This is a genomic window from Enterobacter sp. Y17 (genome assembly GCF_019730495.1).
Taxonomy (GTDB): Bacteria; Pseudomonadota; Gammaproteobacteria; order Enterobacterales; family Enterobacteriaceae; genus Enterobacter; species Enterobacter asburiae_B.
Window position 1 is genome coordinate 804929 of the sequence record NZ_JAASKP010000001.1, and the last position, 22023, is coordinate 826951.

Below are 22023 nucleotides of genomic sequence, written 5' to 3' on the forward strand. Positions count from 1 at the left end.
ACTTATGAGTAAGAAAATTCTGAGTGTTTTATGTTCGGTTCTGGTGCTCTGCAGCTTGAACAGTAATGCCACGACTGCTCAAATCAATAAAAAAGTTGAAAATTCATCCCATAATCTTTTAGCAAATCCCGACTTTTCTGTACAAATAAACAAACAGTCTGTCGCATTGGGCGACAGGTGGACTAATGACGTTGCACGTAAATTTGAGTTGCCGATTGACGGCCATTTTGTCGGGGAAGTTCCTTTTGACGGAATAAATTATAAATTCTTCCAGCATCAAAAGTCTGGGTTAGAAATATTCACTTCCAATCTTTGGTGGGATAAAGCCGAGAGAAGTGTTGATGATTATATTGTGTCGCAGATTACGCTAACTGCTGCGGATGGCAAAACAGCCCGAGGGATCCATATTGGTTCAACAATAAATGAACTGAATAACGCTTATGGTAGTGGCCAGGTTGAAAATGATTCCGGGGAACAGTGGATTTCCTATGAATTGGGTAAGAAATTGCTCTCATTTGAGGTTAAAGACAGTAAGGTTGTGAAAATAACCATGAATTACGAAAATGGTTCTTCAGAGTGATTTATGACCAAAAAATATCTGGCAGCCGTATTGTGCGCGGCTTTATTGGCTGGCGTCGTTGAAGCATCATCGGCGCTTGAATTATCGCGATACAATAAGCTCGAAACGGTTAGCCGCATCGTTAACGACAGAGAAGTAACAGACAGTCTCAGGACGTTGCTGGGAAATCATTACCAGACCTTTATTGATAACTTTGATGTCTTCGGTGAACCGCATACCACCGCAGGTGGCGGATTGTTTGTTGAAGGCTGGCTAAAAGATCTCTATCTGGAGAACGCGTCAGCGCTGGTTATCGATCCTGACGGCAAAATCTTTGCGGCCTGGGTGGTTCCGGAGTCGGACGTTATACAATATCGGTCATCTGATAATAACCCGGTTATAAATGCCGATATTCAGCAGTGGGCCGCCAGATTCAATGCGATGCATTTTGCAACGAACAACTAATCAAGATTATGCACCCGCGAAATTGGTTGTCAGCAAAGGCGGCCATGTTTTAGTCGAACAGTCAGGTCAATGGCGTAAATAATAAAACAGCCAGCCAGAGGGCCAGCATGGATTGGCCTTTTTGTTTTTCACAATATTAATCATCCCGAGTTCACTTATGAAATACACCCTCCAGGAAGGTTCGTTTTCCCTTTTTCCTGCTGCCTGGCAGGATAACAGCATGAACATTATTCGCGATGACGAAAGCGGGCTGTCCGTGGTGGTCAGCCGCGGCGTTATCCCCGATGGCAGCGACTATGAACAAGAGTTCCATCGCCAGTGGGATGTGCTGCGTCCGCAGATGGGCGAAATTGCCCAGAGCGAATTCCGGAAGGTAAAAGCCGGGCCTGACGGAAAAATTAACGGGCTGGAAGTTGAAACCACCTTTGACCGTAACGGGCAGCGCCTGTGGCAAAAACAGCTGGCCGTGCAGACGCCGGGCAAACCGGTATTGATGATTTTTACCCTCTCGGCACTCAGGGCATTCACCGAAGAGGACGAGGTGCGCTGGAGCGCGCTTAAGCAGAGTCTGACGCTAAACGACAACCGGAATGTGTAAGGCATGAGCGATAACAACGCGGCCCGTAAGGGCGACGAGATTATTCACTCCAGCATTTTTGCTGACATCACCAGCATTGTGGCGGAAGGTGCCGCCTATGCGGTGATCGGCGCGGCGGTAGGCGCAGCTGCAACCGTAGCGGCGCCATTGCTGGGCGCAGGGGCTGCCGCAGCGGGCGTGGCGGCAATTGGATCCAGCTGTCTGTTAAGCGGCATCATTGGCGGCGTGCTGGCGAACGTGGCGGGGATCACCGACGATATCAGCAACGCCGCGGAAGGATTAGGCAATGCGCTTTTCCCGCCTTCGCCTGCGGGTAAAATCACTACCGGTTCCAGTAACGTTCTCACCAACGCAATCCCCGCCGCGCGCGCGGCAGGCACGCTGACGCCCGCCGATACACCGTCCCCCGAGCCGCAGTCGCCGGGCAGCTTTGCCGATTACGCGGGCATGCTGCTATCCGCTGCCGGTCAGTTTGGCAGCGAAATGTGGCAGCCGAGCGTGGCCTCTGCCGCCGCGGGAACCTCGCCGCTGGAAGAGGACAAGGTGGCGTGCGAAAAGCACTCCGGGCCGCAGTATCTGGCGGAAGGCTCTAAAAGCGTCTTCATCAACGGGCAGCCCGCGGTGCGTGCGAAAGATCGCACCACCTGCGAAGGCACCGTTTCCGACGACGTCTCCCCGAACGTGATCATCGGCGGCGACACGCTCACGGTCCGCGATATCAAAAGCGGTAAAACGCCGGGTCTGGCGCTGGGGATGATTGCACTCTCCCTGCTGCGCGGGCGTCCGGGTAAGATCCTGAAAAACATGCCCTGCGCGCTGGCGGCGGCCGGCGGCGGGATGCTGGCCGATATGGCGGTGAATGCCGTGTTTGGCTCCTCGCACCCGGTTCACGCCGCCACCGGCGTGAAGGTGCTGAATGACGACGACGAACTCGATTTCTCGCTGCCGGGGCGCTTTCCGCTTCGCTGGCAGCGCAGCTACAACAGCCTGACCACCCGGGAAGGGCTGTTCGGTCTGGGCTGGGCAACGACCTTTGATAGCTATCTCACGCTGGAAGACAACAACGCCACCTGGTTCGACGAAACCGGGCGCGAGCTGAGCTTCGAGCTGCCGCCGGTCGACCGCGCGTTTTACAGCATCAGCGAAGGCATTATCATCCGCCGCAATGAGAACGGCGACGTGGCGATTGCCGACGATGACGGCGCGGTGTGGCGTCTGTATAAACCGACCCGGGCGAATCCATCTATCCTGCGTCTGGCCTCCCTCAGCGACGAATACGGCAACGCGCTGCTGACGGAGTGGGACGAGCACGGCAGGCTGGTCGGCCTTCACGACGAGCCGCGGGCGATAGACGTCACCCTGCGCTATGACGATGAACGTTTCCCGCAGCGTGTTACCGCTGCCAGCCATTTTGACGGCAGCCAGACATGGCCGCTGATGCAGTGGGGCTACGACGCGCGCGGCCAGCTGGCGAGCGCGACGGATGCCTCCGGCGTGGTGACGCGTGAGTACCGCTATAACGAGCACGGGCTGATGGTCTGGCACCGGATGCCGGGCGGTCTGGAGAGCGAATACCGCTGGAAAAAATTCGATCACTGGCGCGTGGTGGAAAACCGCACCAGCACCGGCGACGGCTGCCGCTTTAGCTACGATTTAGCCGTCGGGCTGACGACCGTCGAGCACTACGACGGCCAGACGCGCCGCCACTACTGGAACGCGCAGAATCTGATTGTCCGCTACGTTGACGAGCGCGGTGAAAACTGGCGCTACGAGTGGAACGAGAACGAGCTTCTGACGCGACGCATCGATCCGCTCGGCAATGCCGTTACCTTCGTCTACGACGAAATGGGCAACCGGGTTCAGGAGATCGACGCCGACGGTAATACCCGCACCACCGCCTGGCTGGAGCACCGCGCGCTTCCTGCGGCCATTATCGAAGCCGACGGCAGCGCCACCCGGTTCTGGTACGACGAACATCACGGGCTTAAGCGCGTGGTGGACCCGATGGGGCAGACCACGCAGCTACGCCGGGACGAGTTCGGCCAGGTCGTTGAAGAGGTCGATGCCGCCGGAAACAGCCGCTACCAGGAGTACAACGAGGCCGGGCAGATCGTTCGTTCGACGGACTGTTCCGGGCGTATTACCCGCTACCGCTATCACCCGCTGGGCTGGTTGGTGGCCGAGACTGGCGCCGACGGGGAAGAGACGCGATATCGCTACGACGCCGCAGGGCGTCCGGTGCAGCTCGATCGCCCGGAAGGCTGGACGGAATCGCTCAAATGGAACGAACGTGGCCTGCCGGTGAAGCATGCGGGCGCCGACGGTAAGGAAAGTGAGTTCAGATACGATGAGGCAGGACGCTTAACCGCAACGCGTAATACCCAGGGTGAAGAGGTCTGTCGCCGCTGGGACAGCCGCGGGCGTCTGATTGCCCTGGAAAACGAAAACGGCGAAGCGTATCAGTTCCGCTGGGGCGCGGACTCGCTGCTGCTGGAAGAGGTGGGGCTCGATGGCGTAGCCTCGCAGTATCGCTATGACGCGTGCGGACGCACGATAGCACGCACGTTTGCCGCCGGTCATCCTGAGGCCATCACCCATGCCTTCGCCTGGAGCGCGAGCGGCCAGCTGGTCGCCCGCATCACGCCGGAGGGGCAGACACGCTATCACTACACGTCGTCCGGGCTGTTAAGCCGGATTGGGCTGCATCCTGCGCTTGCAGCCGACGCGTGGACCACCGCGGCAGAGCAGGAGCTGGCCTTTGAGTATGACGCGCTCGGTCGCGTGACGCGCGAGGAGGGCGAGCACGGCGAGCTGGCGTGGGAGTATGACGCGCTGGGCAACCGCACCTCCGTCACGCTGCCCGATGGCCGCGAGCTGAAGCAGTTATACTACGGCAGCGGGCATCTGCTCAGCATTGCTCTTGATAAGCTGTCGGTCTCCGACTTTACCCGCGACGAACTCCACCGGGAGACCAGCCGCACTCAGGGGCTGCTGACCACCCGTAGCGAATACGATCGTCTTGGGCGACTGCATCGCCGGGACGTCTTTACCGGCAACGCCCAGCGCCCGTCGCCGCGCCGCTGGTCCCGCCGCTGGGATTACGACTACCGCAATAACCTGGTGCGGGAAGAGCGGGACGATAACCCGTTCAGCTGGTACCGCTGGCAGTACGACAGCGCCGGGCGTCTGCTCGTTCAGGACGGCACGCTGCCCGGACAGGAGCAGTGGCGCTGGGACGCTGCCGGCAACCCGCTGGAAGGGGCTGCTGAGAAGGTCACGCACAACCGCCTGACGCAGCTGAACGGCATTCGCTGGCGCTATGACATCCACGGCCGCACCGTGGAGAAAGATAACGGTCAGACCCGCTGGCACTACCGCTACGACGGTGAGCATCGCCTGACGGAAGTCATCAGCCAGCCGCGGGACCGCAACAAACCGCAGACGCAGGTCAGCTTCCGCTACGATCCGCTCGGGCGACGTATCAGCAAAACGCGACGCCAGATGCTGGGCGGACAGCCAACCGGTAAGCCAGTGACCACCCGGTTTGTCTGGGAAGGGTTCCGCCTGCTGCAGGAGGTACACGGGGATGTGCCGCTCACCTACGTCTACAGCGATCAGGACAGCTACGACCCGCTGGCGCGTATTGACGGCGTGGATGCACCGGAGATTTTCTGGTTCCACTGCCAGCCCAACGGCACGCCGGAGCGGATGACGGATATCGAAGGGCAGGTGCGTTGGGAAGGGGTGAACAGCGCCTGGGGCAAGCTGCTGCGGGAAAGCGAGACGCAGGTATCAGGATATTCTCAGAACCTGCGCATGCAGGGGCAATACCTGGACCGTGAGACAGGGCTGCACTACAATCTGTTCCGGTATTATGACCCGGACTGCGGGCGGTTTACGCAGCAGGACCCGATAGGGCTGGCGGGGGGGATAAACCTTTACCAGTATGCGCCGAATGCGCTGGGGTGGGTGGATCCGTGGGGGTTGACTCCTGAAGATCTGATTCGCTACCGCCCACACGATTCTCTTTCTGCTCAAAACGGAGCTAGAAGCTCTGCTATCTCTAGGGCATGGGTGCAAGAAAAAGCCTTATTGCAGGATGGCGGGGCTGGCACCAGGAATTGGACTGCGCAAGAGAGAGATTTAATATTGAAGACTCCGAACAAAAGTCTTACCTCCGTGATGTCACGGGCAGGCTATACTGGGCATCATATCAACTCGGTAGAAGGTAATGGTACACTTGGTTCTAAATGGCAAGGTGATCCGAGGAATATTGTTTTCTTGAAAAATCATAACCATCCCGACAAGTTCAATGAGCATGTCCATGGTGATCAAGGACATAGAGGGAATACTAAAAACTCGACGCGCGGGCGCTTAATCGATAGAGAAAGAACACTAAAATCCAGACAACGATGTAAGCAATTATAGGGGGAAAGATGAACATACAAAATGCAGTCCAAGACTTTGTTAGCAAATTCAAAATGAATGATTTAAATATGGGAGAGATAGACTATACAGACGATGAAAATGAAACTTCTTTTCCAGTGAATTTAAATGGCGAAATTCGTTTTTTTTATAGCCATTTGATTTTAAATGACCACCCAACATTTGATGGTACTTTCTTTATACAGATTGTTGAGTCCCAAGAGCTTAATGAAATGTTATCAGGCTGGCGAGTTCAAAATGACACGACCTGGCGCGATGAATATATAATCTTTGCTGAAAGAAATGGAGATGTTCTTTTTTGTGATACCCAAAATATTACATCTCCTGTTTATGGTAGTATTCAAAAAAGAAATTTCATTATCTCCAATTCGTTAGCCGACTTTTTGGATGCTTTTTGTTCTGCCATTGAGATAGAACAAAGTAAATATGATGGTGATGCTACAGATGATGATTTTAATTTCAGAGAGGACTTTCTGGAAGATATCGATTTAATGCTAAAAAGCAAGCTTAAGGATGTTGAGGCAGAAGCTTTTAAATATTTCTTTTTTGGTTAGTTTCTTTTAGAGACCTCCCTGCTTCTGAAGGCATTTATCGCTTATATCCCTTTTATATAGGCAAGGAGATCTCTTTTCGAATGATAATGAATAAATATATGAAAAACGTATGCTATAAATTCGATGAAAAAAGAGTTACATCTCTTGTAGAAAAAGGAAACGAGTTTCACGACAACCAAAAATACGCCGAAGCTTTAGAACAATACCAAAAAGCCTGGCAAGCTCTTGCTGAGCCAAAGTTTGAATCGGAATTTGCTAACTGGATCGCTGCGTGCATGTACAGCGCTTACTTTGATCTTGAGGATTACGATGAGGCGAAGAAATGGGGAGAGACGACGTTGCGCACACGTGGATCGAATATAGACACTGCACCATCAATCGACCTCGGCATGGTCTGTTACGAGTTGAATCAATTCGATGAAGCGTATAAATATTTCAACGATGCTTATAACTACGGCAAAGAGCGTGCGTTTCAGGATAGACCTAAAAAATACCTTGAGTTCTATCTGCGAAAGAGGGCGGAAATCGGTAATTTATGAAAAAAAATCCACGCCAAAGCGTGGATTTTTTTCATTCAAAACAACTCAAACGTTAAACAAGAAGTTCATCACATCGCCATCTTTAACGATGTAGTCTTTCCCTTCCGCACGCATCTTGCCTGCTTCTTTCGCGCCTTGCTCACCCTTGTAGGTGATAAAGTCTTCAAACGCGATAGTCTGCGCACGAATAAAGCCTTTCTCGAAGTCGGTGTGGATTTTACCGGCCGCCTGAGGTGCAGTCGCACCTACAGGAATGGTCCACGCACGCACTTCTTTCACGCCAGCGGTGAAGTAGGTCTGCAGGTTCAGCAGCTCATAGCCTGCGCGAATTACGCGGTTCAGGCCCGGCTCTTCCAGACCCAGCTCGGCCATGAACTCTTCACGGTCGGCGTCGTCCAGCTCAGCGATGTCGGATTCAACGGCAGCGCAAACCGCCACAACCACAGAACCTTCAGCCGCCGCGATTTCACGCACTTTGTCGAGGTACGGGTTGTTCTCAAAACCGTCTTCGTTAACGTTGGCGATGTACATGGTTGGCTTCAGGGTCAGGAAGCTCAGGTATTTGATCGCCGCTTTGTCTTCTTCAGTCAGGTTTTTCAGCGCGCGCAGCATGCCCGCATTTTCAAGCTGTGGCAGACATTTTTCCAGCGCAGCCAGTTCCGCTTTCGCGTCCTTGTCGCCGCCTTTGGCTTTCTTCTGCACGCGGTGAATAGCGCGTTCGCAGGTGTCGAGGTCAGAGAGCGCCAGCTCGGTGTTGATGACGTCGATGTCGTCAGCCGGATCCACTTTGTTGTTAACGTGGATGATGTTGTCGTTCTCGAAGCAGCGCACAACGTGGCCGATCGCTTCGGTTTCACGAATGTTGGTCAGGAACTGGTTACCCAGGCCTTCACCTTTGGATGCGCCTTTTACCAGGCCCGCGATGTCCACGAATTCCATGGTGGTTGGCAGAATGCGCTGCGGCTTAACGATTTCCGCGAGCTGGTCCAGACGCGGGTCCGGCATTGGCACAACGCCGGTGTTAGGTTCGATGGTACAGAACGGGAAGTTCGCCGCTTCGATACCCGCTTTGGTAAGCGCGTTAAACAGGGTGGATTTGCCCACGTTTGGCAGACCGACGATACCGCATTTGAATCCCATTTCTAAATCACCTTAATATCTTGATAATCAATCCGTTAACGATAACCGATTGATGAAAAGTAAATAACTACGCCTATTATACACGTAACCCGCATGACGCGCGGTAAAAAAGCCGAATCGGGCGGATTATTGCGCTTTGAAAGCGTGTAAGCGGTTTGTCGCTTTGGTTAACCCATCTTTCAGCCAGATTTCAGTGCAGCGCGCCGCTTCGTCTACCGCCTCGTCAATCAGTTTCTGCTCAGAAACCGGGGGCTTACCGAGTACGAAACCGACAACTTTGTTTTTATCGCCCGGATGGCCGATTCCAACGCGCAAACGGTGGAAATTCGGGTTATTGCCCAGCTTGCTGATGATGTCTTTGAGGCCGTTGTGGCCGCCGTGCCCGCCGCCCAGCTTGAATTTTGCCACGCCGGGCGGGAGATCCAGCTCATCGTGTGCGACCAGAATTTCATCCGGATTGATGCGATAAAACGTTGCCATTGCCGCCACCGCTTTACCACTCAGGTTCATAAAGGTGGTGGGCACCAGTAAACGAACATCCGCGCCAGCAAGGTTGATACGTGAGGTATACCCGAAGAATTTAGGTTCTTCACGCAGGGGAGCACGTAACCGCTCGGCCAGCAGATCGACGTACCATGCCCCAGCGTTGTGGCGGGTGGCCGCATACTCTGCGCCGGGGTTGGCGAGGCCGACAATCAGTTTAATCGTCACGATTCAATTCCTAATGGGTTCCAGATCTGGCGCGTAGTTTACTGTCTGTCGCGCCGCTTGACAAAATTCTGCGATCTTCCCAGCGAAATACGAATAATTTCTGATTTGAACCATTAGAATTTCAAGCTGTTCAAAGTGTTATTTGTAAACTTTTGTTTGGGACTTATCTGTAATTGTGATCATTCACGCAACTCATAAAAGGGGCGTTGTCTATACTTTACACACAAGGATTAGGGGCTTTTCCCCTGACAACCCAAAGTTCCGGAGGTGACACATGAAACGCAAAAACGCTTCGTTACTCGGTAACGTACTGATGGGATTGGGGCTGTTCGTGATGGTAGCCGGCGTGGGTTATTCCATTTTAAACCAGTTACCTCAGATTGACCTCCCGCAATACTTCGCGCACGGCGCGATATTGAGCATCTTCGTTGGTGCGGTATTGTGGCTTGCAGGGGCGCGCGTGAGCGGCCATGAGGAAGTCTGCGATAAATACTGGTGGGTGCGCCACTACGACAAACGCTGTCGTCGCGATCAGCATAAGCACAGCTAGTGCTACGATAAAGAACGCCGAAACGGCTCCCGAGGGAGTCGTTTTTTTTTGCATCAAGGGTTGACCCTCACGTAACGTAAGGCTCCAGAGTGGCGCCACTGGCAAAGAAAAAGGAGCAGTTATGTTGATTCAGGTGGGTGAACTGGCGAAACGCGCCGGGATCACCGTGCGGACATTGCACCACTATGAGCAAACAGGGTTGTTGCTGCCTTCTGCCAGAAGCGCGGCAGGTTACCGGCTTTACAACCTGGCGGATGTCCAGCGTCTGCATATGATCCAGGCGCTGGCAAAAGCGGGGCTGGAACTTGCTGAAATCAGGGATTTCCTGGAACAGGAGTCGCTGTCGTTAACCGAGTTACTCGATGCGCAAATCACGCTGCTGGATAAACAGCTGCGCAGCATACATACGCTGCGCGACCGGCTGGTGGAGCTGCGAACCGGGCTTCTCGACGATGCGACGCCGGATCTGGAATCCTGGCTACAGACTCTGGAGTTAATGAATATGTACGATCGCTGGTTTAGCAAAGAAGAGTTACAGCAGCTGCCGTTTGCGGTGCAGAAGGATGCGCTGGCGGCTATCTGGTCAGGGCTGGTTGCAGAGGCCAACACGCTGCTGGAGCACCATTTACCCGCTACTGACGCCCGGGCGATGGATCTGGCGACGCGCTGGATGGAGCGCCTTGAGCAGGACACGGCGGGCAAGCCGGAGTTTCTCACCCGGCTGAACGAGATGCACAGCGTTGAACCGCAGATGCAGGCGCAGACCGGCATCACGCCGGAGATGACGGATTACATCACGCGCGCGTTTGCTGAGTCTAAGCTCTGCATATGGGAGAAGTATCTCACTGCCGAAGAGATGGCCTTTACCCGGGCACACTACTTTGACCGCATGATGGAGTGGCCGCCGCTGGTGGCAAAACTGCATCAGGCGCAGCGGGAAAATATCGATCCTGCCTGTGAGGAGGCGCAAAAGCTGGCTGAAAACTGGCTGGCATTGTTCCAGTCTTACGCGGGCAAGAACCCGGAAACTCAGCAAAAGTTTCGTACTGCCATGCAGCAGGAGCCGCACCTGATGAAAGGAACCTGGATGACGCCTGCCGTGCTTGCATGGCTCCAGCAGGCGATCGGGGTGATGATACAGAGACGTTTCTCTGCATCATGAGACTCACAGATCCGCTAACGCGGCTTCACGGTTAGGGTAGAAGGAGAGTCGGCCAGGGATCGGCTGTACGCCCGCGCGCGCCATGGTGCGCAGCGGCTGAAACTCCAGGTTACTCACCCGCAGCTCGCAGCCTTCCGGCAGACGTTTCACAAAGCGCTGGAAGGCATCCAGGCCGCCTGCATCGAGCACCGGTACGGCATCCCATTTCAGCACCACAACCCGTTTGCCCGCGATGCGGGACTCCAGATCGCTGAACAGACCTTCCGCCGCGGCGAAGAACAGCGGGCCAATCACGCGCAGCACCAGCACATCGTCAGGCACCTCGACGTTAACCGGGGAAAGGCGCGTCATCTGCGCGATGCGGCGCATAAACAGCAGGGAAGCCAGCACGATCCCGACGCTGATGGCGATAACCATATCGAACAGCACGGTCAGCGACATGCAGATCAGCATCACGATGATGTCGTCTTTCGGCGCGCGACGAAGCAGGTTCACCACCTTGTGCGCCTCGCTCATGTTCCAGGCCACCATCAGCAGCAGGGCGGCCATGGCGGAAAGCGGTAGCCAGGATAGCAGCGGGGCGAGGATCAGCAGGGCGAGGATCACCAGCACGGAGTGGATAACCGCCGAAACCGGTGAGGTTGCACCCGCGCGCACGTTGGCCGCAGAACGGGCGATGGCTGCCGTTGCGGTAATACCGCCGAAGAACGGCGCGACGAGGTTGCCTAATCCCTGACCGACCAGTTCGCTGTTGGCTTTGTGCTTAGTGCCGGTCATGCCGTCCAGAACGACGGCGCAGAGCAGGGATTCAATTGCCCCCAGCATTGCCATAGAGAACGCGGCGGGAAGCAGGGCGCGTAGGGAATCCCAGCTTAGGGTAAAGCTAGAGCCGGGCATGTCCCACGGTAGCACCAGCTGCGGTAGCAGTTGCGGAATGCCGCTCCCCTGTGAACCGTCCGCCAGAACATAGTGGAACTGCGAGCCGATAGTCGCGACGTGACCACCGAGCATATTGACGATCGCCATCACCGCGCAGCCCAACAGCAGCGCGGGCAGATGGCCCGGCAGACGAATACCGAGGCGAGGCCAGACGATCAGCGTGCCCAGCGTCACAATCCCGATGGCGGCGTCGCCCAGGTTGGCCGTCGGCAGCGCCATAAACAGCGCCCCCACTTTTTGCAGGTAGTGCTCCGGTACGTGGGGCATCTGCAGGCCGAGGAAATCCTTGATCTGCATGGTTCCGATGGTGATACCAATCCCCGATGTGAATCCCAGCGTCACGGAAAGGGGAATATATTCAATCAGGCGACCAAAGCGGGCCAGACCAAACAGAATCAAAAAGACGCCGGACATCAGAGTGGCGACCAGCAGGCCTGCCAGACCAAACTGCTGTGAAACCGGGTAGAGGATCACCACGAAGGCGGCGGTCGGGCCGGAGACGCTGAAGCGCGAGCCGCCCGTCAGGGCAATGACTATCCCGGCAACGGCCGAGGTGTACAGACCGTACTGCGGCGCAACGCCGCTGCCAATCGCCAGCGCCATCGCCAGCGGGATGGCGATAATGCCGACGGTGATCCCTGCAATCAGGTCACGGACAAAGCGTGACGAGGTGTACTTCTCTTTCCAGCAGGCGTCGATGAGGGCGCGAAAGGGCAGAACATGTGAGGAGGCTACGTTTTTCACAATTATCTATCATCCGTATGCGCATCATCTGTCATGTGAATGGCAGGTGAAGGAGGCATTAATCATACAAATAAAACCCGGAGACAAAAAAACCCGCCGCAGCGGGTTTTTCGGCCGTGTTCGATTAGTGTTCGAACATTGCTGAGATGGATTCTTCGTTGCTGATACGACGAATCGCTTCGGCCAGCATCCCGGACAGGGTCAACGTACGCACGTTTGGCAGTGCTTTGATCTCGTCGCTCAGTGGGATGGTATCGCATACCACAACTTCGTCAATGACGGAGTTGCGCAGGTTGTTTACCGCGTTACCGGAGAAGATCGGGTGAGTCGCGTAAGCGAACACGCGCTTGGCACCACGCTCTTTCAGCGCTTCAGCTGCTTTACACAGCGTACCGCCGGTATCGATCATGTCGTCAACCAGCACGCAGTCACGGCCAGCAACGTCACCGATGATGTGCATGACCTGAGAAACGTTAGCGCGCGGACGGCGTTTGTCGATGATCGCCATGTCGGTATCGTTCAGCAGCTTAGCGATAGCACGGGCACGTACCACGCCGCCGATGTCCGGAGAAACCACGATTGGGTTATCCAGGTTCAGCTGCAGCATGTCTTCCAGCAGAATTGGGCTGCCGAATACGTTATCAACCGGAACGTCGAAGAAGCCCTGGATCTGCTCTGCGTGCAGGTCAACGGTCAGTACGCGGTCAACGCCGACGCTGGACAGGAAATCAGCGACAACTTTAGCGGTGATTGGCACACGTGCGGAACGGACGCGACGGTCCTGACGGGCATAGCCGAAGTAAGGGATTACAGCAGTGATACGGCCTGCCGAAGCGCGACGCAGGGCGTCGACCATAACAACCAGTTCCATCAGGTTGTCGTTCGTTGGAGCACAGGTGGACTGGATGATGAAAATATCACCACCGCGTACATTTTCGTTAATTTGTACGCTGACTTCGCCGTCGCTAAAGCGACCTACGGCGGCGTCGCCGAGGGAAGTGTACAGGCGGTTGGCAATACGTTGTGCTAGTTCCGGGGTGGCGTTACCAGCAAAAAGCTTCATATCAGGCACGAGAAGAACCTCAGGCATGCGTCCAGTGGTGGATAGCGTTCGCCGCAAACTGTGCGGGCCAGGCGAAGGCTATCCAGGCGGTGTATTAAAGAGCGCGATGCAACGTCTGGAACAGGGTGACGTTGTCACCGAAACTCAGTCTGCGCCAGAATGGTCTGCTGTAGGGGGGAGGTGTTCATCCCGCGTGCTACAAAACCATGCAGCCAAACCGGCGCTTGCTCAAGCACCTGACGAGCGGCGGATTCGGTGTCAAATTCAGCAAAGACACAGGCTCCTGTACCAGTCAGGCGCGACGGCGCGTATTCTAACAGCCAGGAAAGCACCGCATCAACCTCGCGAAAACGTTTTCTTGCGATATCCTCGCAATCGTTGCTGAATTCACAATTTAATAACGTTTCTATTGACCGAACCGGGGTATTCCTTTTCAGGTCAGGATCTTTAAAGATGACCGGGGTCGGAATGCTCACGCCAGGATGGGCAACCAGATACCACTTCTCCGGCGGTTCAGCCGGGGAGAGGATCTCACCCACACCTTCAGCAAAGGCCGCATGACCGCGCACAAACACCGGGACATCCGCCCCCAGCGTCAGGCCCAGGGCTGCCAGTTCGTCCTTCGACAGCCCGCAGCCCCAGAGGTGGTTCAGCGCAACCAGCACGGTGGCGGCGTTGGATGATCCACCGCCCAGACCGCCGCCCATCGGCAGGCGTTTCTCGATACGGATATCCGCACCGCTTCCCGCGGTCAGACGGCCCGATTCCGCCGCGGCTTTCATCAGCAGACGCGCGGCGCGCACGATCAGGTTGTCCTCATGCGCCACGCCTTCGACCGGCGTTAGCAGGCAAATCTGCCCGTCCTGGCGCAGTTCAATAGAGATCGTGTCGCCATAGTCAATAAACTGAAACAGCGTCTGCAGGGTGTGATAACCGTCAGCACGCTGGCCGGTAATGTATAAAAACAGGTTCAGCTTTGCCGGAGAGGGCCAGTGGGTCATCATTTAACGATCCAGTTGTCCATTTTCAGCTTGATACGCTGGCTGCCCTGCGTCAGCTCCATGTTTGATGGCAGCGACGGTTTACTCTTGCTGTCATAGGCGCTGTACACCACTTTCCAGGTTTTGCCGTTCTGCGTGTAGTTCACCTGGCTCAGACGGTACTGGTCGTCAAGGGTGTAGTCAGTTGCCTCGCCCGGCAGGCCAAGGATCCACTGGCGCAGGCTGTTGAGCGGGATAGGCATCCCGGTCAGCTTGCCAATCATCTCTTCGGCATCGGTCGCGGTATAGTGCTGGCCTTTGTTATCGGTGATCTGCGCTTCGCCCGGTTTGGCGATAAGCTCCAGCTCGGTGCTGCCCAGCGGGTTCAGCAGCAGCAGGCGGTAGTTGTCCTGCCCCGTCTGCTGCCAGAAGAAGCGGGCATAAACCTTTTGTTCGTCAGAGAGATAAGCGAAAGCGCCGCGTGTCTGGTACTGGTTCAAATTACGGACGTCCTGCTGGTGCTGACGCCACTGCGGTGAATCAGGGCTTTTGCCCGGGCCTTTTGGTTGGGTGACGGTACACGCGGTCAGAACCAGTGCTGCCAGCGGCAGCAGGCGAATCAGTCGGGTCATAATGAGGACAAATCCTTGAGATACGTTGCAGTTATAACTGTTAATGCTAGCGTCGAAGGGGGCTACCGTCTACGTTCAAATTATCTCAAAGGGTTGTGTAACCTATTACTCCGAAAGGGGGCAGTCCCTTTTATTGATCTCGCGCATCCTGTATGATGCGTTCTGCTAACCTTATTAACGCTGGTACTACTCCCGCTCAACATGACCCTATTAGCACTCGGCATCAACCACAAAACGGCTCCGGTTTCGCTGCGAGAACGCGTGACGTTTTCGCCGGATACGCTTGACCTGGCGCTGGACAGCCTGCTTGCACAGCCTATGGTGCAGGGTGGCGTGGTGCTCTCGACGTGCAACCGTACCGAGCTGTATTTAAGCGTGGAAGAGCAGGACAACCTGCACGAAGCGCTGATCCGCTGGCTATGCGACTACCACAACCTCAATGAAGACGAGCTGCGCAACAGCCTGTACTGGCATCAGGACAACGATGCCGTCAGCCATCTGATGCGCGTCGCCAGCGGGCTGGATTCGCTGGTGCTGGGCGAGCCGCAAATTCTGGGTCAGGTGAAAAAAGCCTTTGCGGATTCGCAAAAAGGGCATCTGAAGGCCAGCGAGCTGGAGCGCATGTTCCAGAAGTCGTTCTCCGTGGCGAAGCGTGTGCGAACAGAAACCGACATTGGTGCCAGTGCGGTTTCTGTTGCTTTCGCGGCCTGCACCCTTGCACGCCAAATCTTTGAATCCCTTTCTACCGTCACCGTGATGCTGGTGGGGGCGGGCGAAACCATCGAACTTGTGGCGCGCCATCTGCGCGAGCATAAAGTGAAAAAGATGATTATCGCTAACCGCACCCGCGAACGCGCGCAGGTGCTGGCGGATGAAGTGGGTGCAGAGGTGGTTGCCCTGAGCGACATCGATGAACGCCTGAAAGAGGCGGACATTATTATCAGCTCTACCGCCAGCCCGCTGCCGATTATCGGAAAAGGGATGGTGGAGCGTGCGCTGAAGTCCCGCCGTAATCAGCCGATGCTGCTGGTGGATATCGCCGTCCCGCGCGATGTTGAGCCGGAAGTGGGAAAGCTGCCTAACGCCTATCTTTACAGCGTGGATGACCTGCAAAGCATCATTTCGCACAACCTTGCCCAGCGTAAAGCGGCGGCGGTTCAGGCGGAAACCATCGTTGAGCAGGAAACCAGTGAGTTTATGGCCTGGCTGCGCGCGCAAAGCGTCAGCGAGACCATCCGCGAGTACCGCGGGCAGGCGGAGCAGGTGCGTGATGACCTGACTGCCAAAGCGTTAGCAGCCCTTGAACAGGGCGGCGACGCAAATGCGATTATGCAGGATCTGGCGTGGAAACTGACCAACCGCCTGATCCATGCACCAACCAAATCTCTTCAGCAGGCTGCCCGTGACGGGGATGATGAACGCCTGACTATTCTGCGCAACAGCCTCGGGCTGGAATAGCGCCCTATACCCATTTTCTAAGACAAGGTGCACTTACGCCTATGAAGCCTTCTATCGTCGCTAAACTGGAAGCTCTGCACGAGCGCCATGAAGAAGTACAGGCGCTGCTCGGGGATGCCGGGACCATTGCGGACCAGGAACGTTTTCGCGCGCTCTCGCGTGAATACGCGCAGTTAAGTGATGTTTCTAAATGCTTTACCGACTGGCGACAGGTTCAGGAAGATATCGAAACCGCGCAGATGATGCTCGACGATCCTGAAATGCGCGAGATGGCGCAGGAAGAGTTGCAGGATGCGAAAGCGCGTTCTGAAGAGATGGAGCAGCAGCTTCAGGTGCTTCTGCTGCCGAAAGATCCGGACGACGAGCGTAACGCGTTTGTGGAAGTGCGTGCCGGTACCGGCGGTGACGAAGCGGCGCTGTTTGCCGGGGATCTGTTCCGCATGTACAGCCGCTATGCCGAATCGCGTCGCTGGCGCGTGGAGATCATGAGCGCCAACGAAGGCGAACATGGTGGCTACAAAGAGGTTATCGCCAAGATCAGCGGCGACGGCGTGTACGGTCGTCTCAAGTTTGAATCCGGCGGTCACCGCGTGCAGCGCGTGCCGGCCACCGAATCTCAGGGCCGCATTCACACCTCCGCCTGTACGGTTGCGGTGATGCCGGAGCTGCCGGAAGCTGAACTGCCCGACATCAATCCGGCGGACCTGCGTATTGATACGTTCCGCTCCTCTGGCGCGGGCGGTCAGCACGTTAACACCACCGATTCCGCTATCCGTATTACCCACCTGCCGACCGGCATCGTCGTCGAATGTCAGGACGAGCGTTCGCAGCACAAAAACAAAGCCAAAGCGTTGTCCGTGCTGGGCGCGCGTATCCACGCAGCCGAAATGGCGAAGCGCCAGCAGGCGGAAGCGTCTACGCGGCGTAACCTGCTGGGCAGCGGCGATCGCAGCGACCGTAACCGCACCTACAACTTCCCGCAGGGGCGCGTAACCGATCACCGCATCAACCTGACGCTGTACCGTCTGGACGAGGTGATGGAAGGGAAGCTGGATATGCTGATCGAGCCTATCGTGCAGGAATACCAGGCCGACCAGCTGGCGGCGCTGTCAGAGCAGGACTAATGGATTTTCAGCGCTGGTTACGTGAGGCGGCCGGTGAGCTTTCAGAAAGCGAAAGCCCGAAACGCGACGCCGAAATTTTGCTTGAGCATGTGACGGGTAAAGCCCGCACCTATCTGCTGGCTTTTGGCGAAACCGAACTGACCGCGGAACAGGAAGCGCAGCTCGCCGCGCTGCTTGCCCGCCGTAAAACCGGCGAGCCGGTGGCGCATCTGGTCGGTGAACGTGAGTTCTGGTCGTTACCGTTGTACGTCTCGGCGGCGACGCTGATCCCGCGTCCGGACACCGAGTGTCTGGTGGAGCAGGGGCTGGCGCGTTTACCGGCGGCGGCCTGCAGCATTCTCGATCTCGGTACCGGCACCGGGGCTATCGCGCTGGCGCTCGCTACCGAGCGGCCCGACTGCACGGTGACGGCGGTGGATGTAATGCCCGATGCGGTGGCGCTGGCGCAGCGTAACGTGGAACGTCTCGGGCTTAGCAACGTGACGGTGCTGCAAAGCAGCTGGTTTGCCGCGCTGGAGAATCGCTCATTTGCGATGGTTGTCAGCAATCCTCCCTACATCGACGAACATGACCCGCACCTTTCGCAGGGAGACGTGCGCTTCGAACCGCTGACGGCGCTCGTGGCTAGCAACGCGGGATTAGCCGATCTCGATCACATTGTGACAACGTCACGGAAACATTTGCTTTCCGGCGGCTGGCTGCTCGTGGAACATGGCTGGACGCAGGCAGAGGCCGTTCGGGCACTGTTTACGCAAGCTGGCTACGCCGCTGTTGAAACCTGCCGCGACTACGGCGGCAACGAACGCCTGACGCTGGGGCAGTGGCTATGAGCCTGTTTACCGTGCTCATTACCGTCCACCTCATTTCCGTTGCGCTGACCGTCAGCTTTTTCATCGTCCGTTACTGGTGGCGCTACAGCAACAATCCACTGACGGATGCCCGCTGGGTGCGTATCGCGCCGCACTGCATCGACACGCTATTGCTCCTTTCCGGTGCCGGGCTCATGTGGAAGACCGGCTATCTGCCATTTACTGATAAAGGTGCATGGCTGACTGAAAAGCTGTTTGGCGTTATCATCTACATCGTTTTGGGTTTTATCGCGCTTGGGCGTCGTCGTCCGCGCAGCCAGCAGGTCGGGTTTATCGCCTTTCTGCTGGGTCTGGTGGTGCTGTACATCATCATTAAACTCGCCACCACAAGAATACCGTTACTGGGGTAAGTCATGAGGTCCTTAGCCGATTTCGAATTTAATAAAGTGCCGCTTTGCGATGGCATGATCCTGATTTCTGAGATGATTCGCGACGATTTTACGTCGCAGTTTGTCTACGATGAGCTGGAGAATCTGGTCAGCCTGGCGCGTGAAGAGATTAATCAGGCTCGCCCGCAAGACTGGCAATTAGAGAAGCTGCTGGAGCTTTTCTACGGCGAATGGGGTTTCTGCGACACGCGGGGCGTGTATCGCCTGTCTGACGCGTTATGGCTGGACCAGGTCTTAAAAAATCGTCAGGGCAGCGCCGTGGCGCTGGGCTCTATTTTGCTGTGGGTCGCGCACCGTCTGGATATTCCGCTGGTCCCGGTCATTTTCCCGACGCAGATGATCCTGCGCGCGGAGTGGCTGGACGGCGAAATGTGGCTCATTAATCCCTTCAACGGCGACACGCTGGATGAACATACGCTGGACGTGTGGCTGAAAGGCAATATCAGCCCGGTGGCTGAGCTCTTCAACGAAGATCTCGACGAGGCGGATAACGCCGAGGTCATTCGCAAGCTGCTGGATACGCTGAAGTCCGCGTTGATGGAAGAGCGTCAGATGGAGCTGGCGTTGCGCGCCAGCGAAGTGCTGCTGCAGTTCAACCCGGAAGACCCGTACGAAATTCGCGATCGTGGGCTGATCTACGCGCAGCTCGACTGTGAACACGTGGCGCTGAATGATTTGAATTATTTCGTTGAGCAGTGTCCGGAAGATCCCATTAGCGAAATGATTCGTGCGCAGATCAACGCGATCTCGCACAAACAAATTACACTGCATTAATCTTAATTCCGATTCACACCTGAATAAGGCGATCCTATGAAACAAAAAGTGGTTAGCATTGGTGATATCAAGGTAGCAAACGACCTGCCGTTCGTACTGTTTGGCGGCATGAACGTGCTGGAATCCCGCGATCTCGCCATGCGTATCTGCGAACACTACGTGACCGTGACCCAGAAGCTGGGCATCCCGTACGTGTTTAAGGCCTCTTTTGACAAAGCCAACCGCTCCTCCATCAACTCTTACCGTGGCCCGGGCCTGGAAGAGGGAATGAAAATTTTCCAGGAGCTGAAGCAGACCTTTGGCGTGAAAGTGATCACCGACGTGCATGAAGCCTCACAGGCGCAGCCGGTGGCAGACGTGGTGGACGTGATTCAGCTTCCGGCGTTCCTGGCGCGCCAGACTGACCTGGTTGCGGCGATGGCGAAAACCGGTGCCGTGATTAATGTGAAAAAACCACAGTTCGTCAGCCCTGGTCAGATGGGTAACATCGTCGATAAGTTTATCGAAGGCGGAAACGACAAGGTGATCCTGTGTGACCGTGGCGCAAACTTCGGTTACGACAACCTGGTTGTCGACATGCTGGGCTTCAGCGTAATGAAAAATGTCTCCGGCCAGTCTCCGGTGATTTTCGACGTGACCCACGCCCTGCAGTGCCGCGACCCGTTTGGCGCCGCGTCCGGCGGCCGTCGCGCTCAGGTGACCGAGCTGGCGCGCGCCGGCATGGCGACCGGCCTGGCCGGCCTGTTCATTGAAGCGCACCCGGATCCGGCTAACGCTAAATGCGACGGCCCATCCGCGCTGCCGCTGGACAAGCTGGAGCCGTTCCTGAAGCAGATCAAAGCGATTGACGATCTGGTGAAGAGCTTCGACGAGCTGGATACCAGCAACTAATAAAAAAACCCGCTTCGGCGGGTTTTTTGTTCTCCCTCTCCCTGTGGGAGAGGGTTGGGATGAGGGCATCAGCCGCGCCGCATAAAATTATGCAAATATCGTCATCAGATACGCAATAAATAAGGCCATATGCGCCGCGCCGTTCAGCACGTTGGTACGCCCGGTTGAGAACGAAATCTGGCACAGCAGTAACGAGGCGACCATCACAATCATCTCAGGCGCGCCCAGCGCAAACTGCAGCTCGTTGCCCGTCATAAAGGCAATCAGCGTCACCACCGGTACGGTAAGTGAAATCGTCGCCAGTACGGAGCCGAAGAACAGGTTCATTGCGCGCTGCACCTGATTATTCAACACCGCTTTCAGCGCGCCCAGCCCTTCCGGCGACAGGATCAGCAGCGCCACCAGGAAGCCGGTAAACGCCACCGGCGCGTTCAGCTCGGTTAACAGCGTCTCCAGCGGGTTAGCGTTCATCTTGGTGACGGCAATCACCGCAATCAGATGCACGATCAGCCAAACCGTATGCCACGCGCTGCTGTGGGCCGACGGCTTGCCGTGGTGCGGGTCATCATCGTCACCGTCGTCTTCATGCTCGTATACAAACAGACTCTGGTGCGTTTTGGTCTGAATCAACAGGAACACGCCGTACATGGCGGCGGAAATCAGTGCAACCAGCAGCGCCTGCCCGGTGGAAAAGTTTGCACCCGGCAGCGCCATCGGGAAGACCAGCACGATAATCGCCAGCGGGAAGAGGGCGATAAGATACTGTTTAATGCCGAACAGGTTCATATACTGGGTCGCAAATTTGCGCCCGCCCAGCAGCAGAGAGAAGCCTACCAGGCCGCCCGTCACAATCATAATGATCGAATAGAGCGTGTCGCGCATCAGCGTCGGCGCGGCATCGCCGGTCGCCATAAGCGCGGAAATCAGGCTGACTTCGAGAATAACAACGGAAAGGCTGAGAATTAACGATCCGTACGGCTCGCCCAGACGGTGGGCCAGGACGTCCGCATGGCGAACAACGCTAAATGCGCTGGTTAAGATGCCGACCAGGGCAAGAATATTGATACCAACCACCACTGGCAGTGACTGACTGCTTCCCCAGAAGAGCAGCACAGCCAGTGCCAGAACCGGGAAAATGAGCGACGTCTCCTTGTGGCGGGTCTTTACCGCCTCGTGTGTTGCTGTCATGTGCTTCTCCATCAATGCAGGTGCTTGTAATTATAGATAGATTTTTGAGGTCATTAAACTAACAGATCTCTGTTAAATACCCTTTATTTTTTACTTAATTTTACCCTTTGTCATTATTTTCATTGATGATGGGTATAATGCAGATTCTTTGTTGATTACTCATTAAATAACAATAAATTAAAAATGTAATGTACTCATAATTTATTGCCGGGTGGCACCATGGCGTATCGTCGTCCACACTTAACTCT

The 22023-nt window shown here is 55.9% G+C and carries 21 protein-coding genes; 14 read left to right on the forward strand and 7 right to left on the reverse strand.

Going from position 1 to position 22023, the window contains the following annotated elements; all coding sequences use genetic code 11:
- Positions 1-4 precede the first annotated feature (4 nt).
- The 6 genes from HCH49_RS03670 (at position 5) to HCH49_RS03695 (ending at position 7161) form a co-directional block, all read left to right on the forward strand.
- On the forward strand, positions 5-580 hold the full coding sequence (locus HCH49_RS03670; RefSeq protein WP_232056974.1) for a hypothetical protein: 576 nt from the start codon (positions 5-7) through the stop codon (positions 578-580).
- Between the two features lie 3 nt (positions 581-583).
- Positions 584-1024 carry a hypothetical protein gene (locus HCH49_RS03675; RefSeq protein WP_260454023.1) on the forward strand — a complete coding sequence of 147 codons (441 nt, stop codon included), beginning with the start codon at positions 584-586 and terminating at the stop codon, positions 1022-1024.
- Between the two features lie 157 nt (positions 1025-1181).
- On the forward strand, positions 1182-1622 hold the full coding sequence (locus HCH49_RS03680; protein WP_033145782.1) for a DcrB-related protein: 441 nt from the start codon (positions 1182-1184) through the stop codon (positions 1620-1622).
- A gap of 3 nt (positions 1623-1625) precedes the next feature.
- On the forward strand, positions 1626-6050 hold the full coding sequence (locus tag HCH49_RS03685) for an RHS repeat-associated core domain-containing protein (RefSeq protein WP_221702211.1): 4425 nt from the start codon (positions 1626-1628) through the stop codon (positions 6048-6050).
- An 8-nt stretch (positions 6051-6058) separates the two neighbouring features.
- On the forward strand, positions 6059-6622 hold the full coding sequence (locus HCH49_RS03690; protein WP_064672672.1) for a hypothetical protein: 564 nt from the start codon (positions 6059-6061) through the stop codon (positions 6620-6622).
- A gap of 80 nt (positions 6623-6702) precedes the next feature.
- Positions 6703-7161: a hypothetical protein gene (locus HCH49_RS03695; RefSeq protein WP_231113490.1), complete on the forward strand. Its 459-nt coding sequence runs from the start codon at positions 6703-6705 to the stop codon at positions 7159-7161.
- A gap of 45 nt (positions 7162-7206) precedes the next feature.
- On the opposite strand, the gene ychF is transcribed toward HCH49_RS03695, so the two are convergent.
- Together ychF and pth are read right to left on the reverse strand one after the other, a co-directional pair.
- Entirely contained in the window at positions 7207-8301 is a 1095-nt protein-coding gene (ychF, locus tag HCH49_RS03700; RefSeq protein WP_010432886.1) for a redox-regulated ATPase YchF, read from the reverse strand.
- 126 nt (positions 8302-8427) lie between these two features.
- Entirely contained in the window at positions 8428-9012 is a 585-nt protein-coding gene (gene pth / locus HCH49_RS03705) for an aminoacyl-tRNA hydrolase (protein ID WP_023336005.1), read from the reverse strand.
- A 274-nt stretch (positions 9013-9286) separates the two neighbouring features.
- Here pth and ychH point away from each other — a divergent pair, with 274 nt between their 5' ends.
- On the forward strand, positions 9287-9562 hold the full coding sequence (gene ychH / locus HCH49_RS03710) for a stress-induced protein YchH (protein WP_023312132.1): 276 nt from the start codon (positions 9287-9289) through the stop codon (positions 9560-9562).
- Between the two features lie 121 nt (positions 9563-9683).
- Positions 9684-10724, forward strand: coding sequence for a MerR family transcriptional regulator (locus HCH49_RS03715; RefSeq protein ID WP_221702212.1), 1041 nt, complete (start codon positions 9684-9686; stop codon positions 10722-10724).
- Positions 10725-10727: 3 nt separating this feature from the next.
- Here HCH49_RS03715 and dauA read toward each other — a convergent pair whose 3' ends face one another.
- From dauA to lolB, 4 genes are all read right to left on the reverse strand, one after another.
- Positions 10728-12407, reverse strand: a complete 1680-nt coding sequence (gene dauA, locus HCH49_RS03720; protein WP_069302967.1) for a C4-dicarboxylic acid transporter DauA — start codon at positions 12405-12407, stop codon at positions 10728-10730.
- Positions 12408-12531: 124 nt separating this feature from the next.
- Entirely contained in the window at positions 12532-13479 is a 948-nt protein-coding gene (gene prs / locus HCH49_RS03725) for a ribose-phosphate diphosphokinase (protein ID WP_003856663.1), read from the reverse strand.
- A gap of 125 nt (positions 13480-13604) precedes the next feature.
- Positions 13605-14474: a 4-(cytidine 5'-diphospho)-2-C-methyl-D-erythritol kinase gene (gene ispE / locus HCH49_RS03730; RefSeq protein ID WP_045888009.1), complete on the reverse strand. Its 870-nt coding sequence runs from the start codon at positions 14472-14474 to the stop codon at positions 13605-13607.
- The gene (gene lolB / locus HCH49_RS03735) at positions 14471-15082 is read right to left on the reverse strand and encodes a lipoprotein insertase outer membrane protein LolB (RefSeq protein WP_023312128.1); all 612 of its coding nucleotides are present in this window, start codon (positions 15080-15082) and stop codon (positions 14471-14473) included. Before lolB ends, ispE begins: the two co-directional genes overlap by 4 nt.
- Before the next feature lie 201 nt (positions 15083-15283).
- Between lolB and hemA the strand changes: the two genes are divergently transcribed.
- The 6 genes from hemA to kdsA are packed head-to-tail and all read left to right on the forward strand — an operon-like array spanning position 15284 to position 20587.
- Positions 15284-16540, forward strand: a complete 1257-nt coding sequence (gene hemA / locus HCH49_RS03740) for a glutamyl-tRNA reductase (RefSeq protein ID WP_023335999.1) — start codon at positions 15284-15286, stop codon at positions 16538-16540.
- Between the two features lie 41 nt (positions 16541-16581).
- Entirely contained in the window at positions 16582-17664 is a 1083-nt protein-coding gene (gene prfA, locus HCH49_RS03745; RefSeq protein ID WP_023335998.1) for a peptide chain release factor 1, read from the forward strand.
- Positions 17664-18494, forward strand: a complete 831-nt coding sequence (prmC, locus tag HCH49_RS03750; RefSeq protein ID WP_221702213.1) for a peptide chain release factor N(5)-glutamine methyltransferase — start codon at positions 17664-17666, stop codon at positions 18492-18494. The genes prfA and prmC overlap by 1 nt, the downstream gene beginning before the upstream one ends.
- Positions 18491-18883, forward strand: a complete 393-nt coding sequence (sirB2, locus tag HCH49_RS03755; protein ID WP_058841347.1) for an invasion regulator SirB2 — start codon at positions 18491-18493, stop codon at positions 18881-18883. Before prmC ends, sirB2 begins: the two co-directional genes overlap by 4 nt.
- A gap of 3 nt (positions 18884-18886) precedes the next feature.
- Positions 18887-19696, forward strand: a complete 810-nt coding sequence (gene sirB1 / locus HCH49_RS03760) for an invasion regulator SirB1 (protein WP_023312124.1) — start codon at positions 18887-18889, stop codon at positions 19694-19696.
- Positions 19697-19732: 36 nt separating this feature from the next.
- Positions 19733-20587, forward strand: coding sequence for a 3-deoxy-8-phosphooctulonate synthase (gene kdsA / locus HCH49_RS03765; RefSeq protein WP_029741601.1), 855 nt, complete (start codon positions 19733-19735; stop codon positions 20585-20587).
- Between the two features lie 87 nt (positions 20588-20674).
- On the opposite strand, the gene chaA is transcribed toward kdsA, so the two are convergent.
- Positions 20675-21775, reverse strand: a complete 1101-nt coding sequence (chaA, locus tag HCH49_RS03770; protein ID WP_023312122.1) for a sodium-potassium/proton antiporter ChaA — start codon at positions 21773-21775, stop codon at positions 20675-20677.
- Positions 21776-22023: the final 248 nt, after the last annotated feature.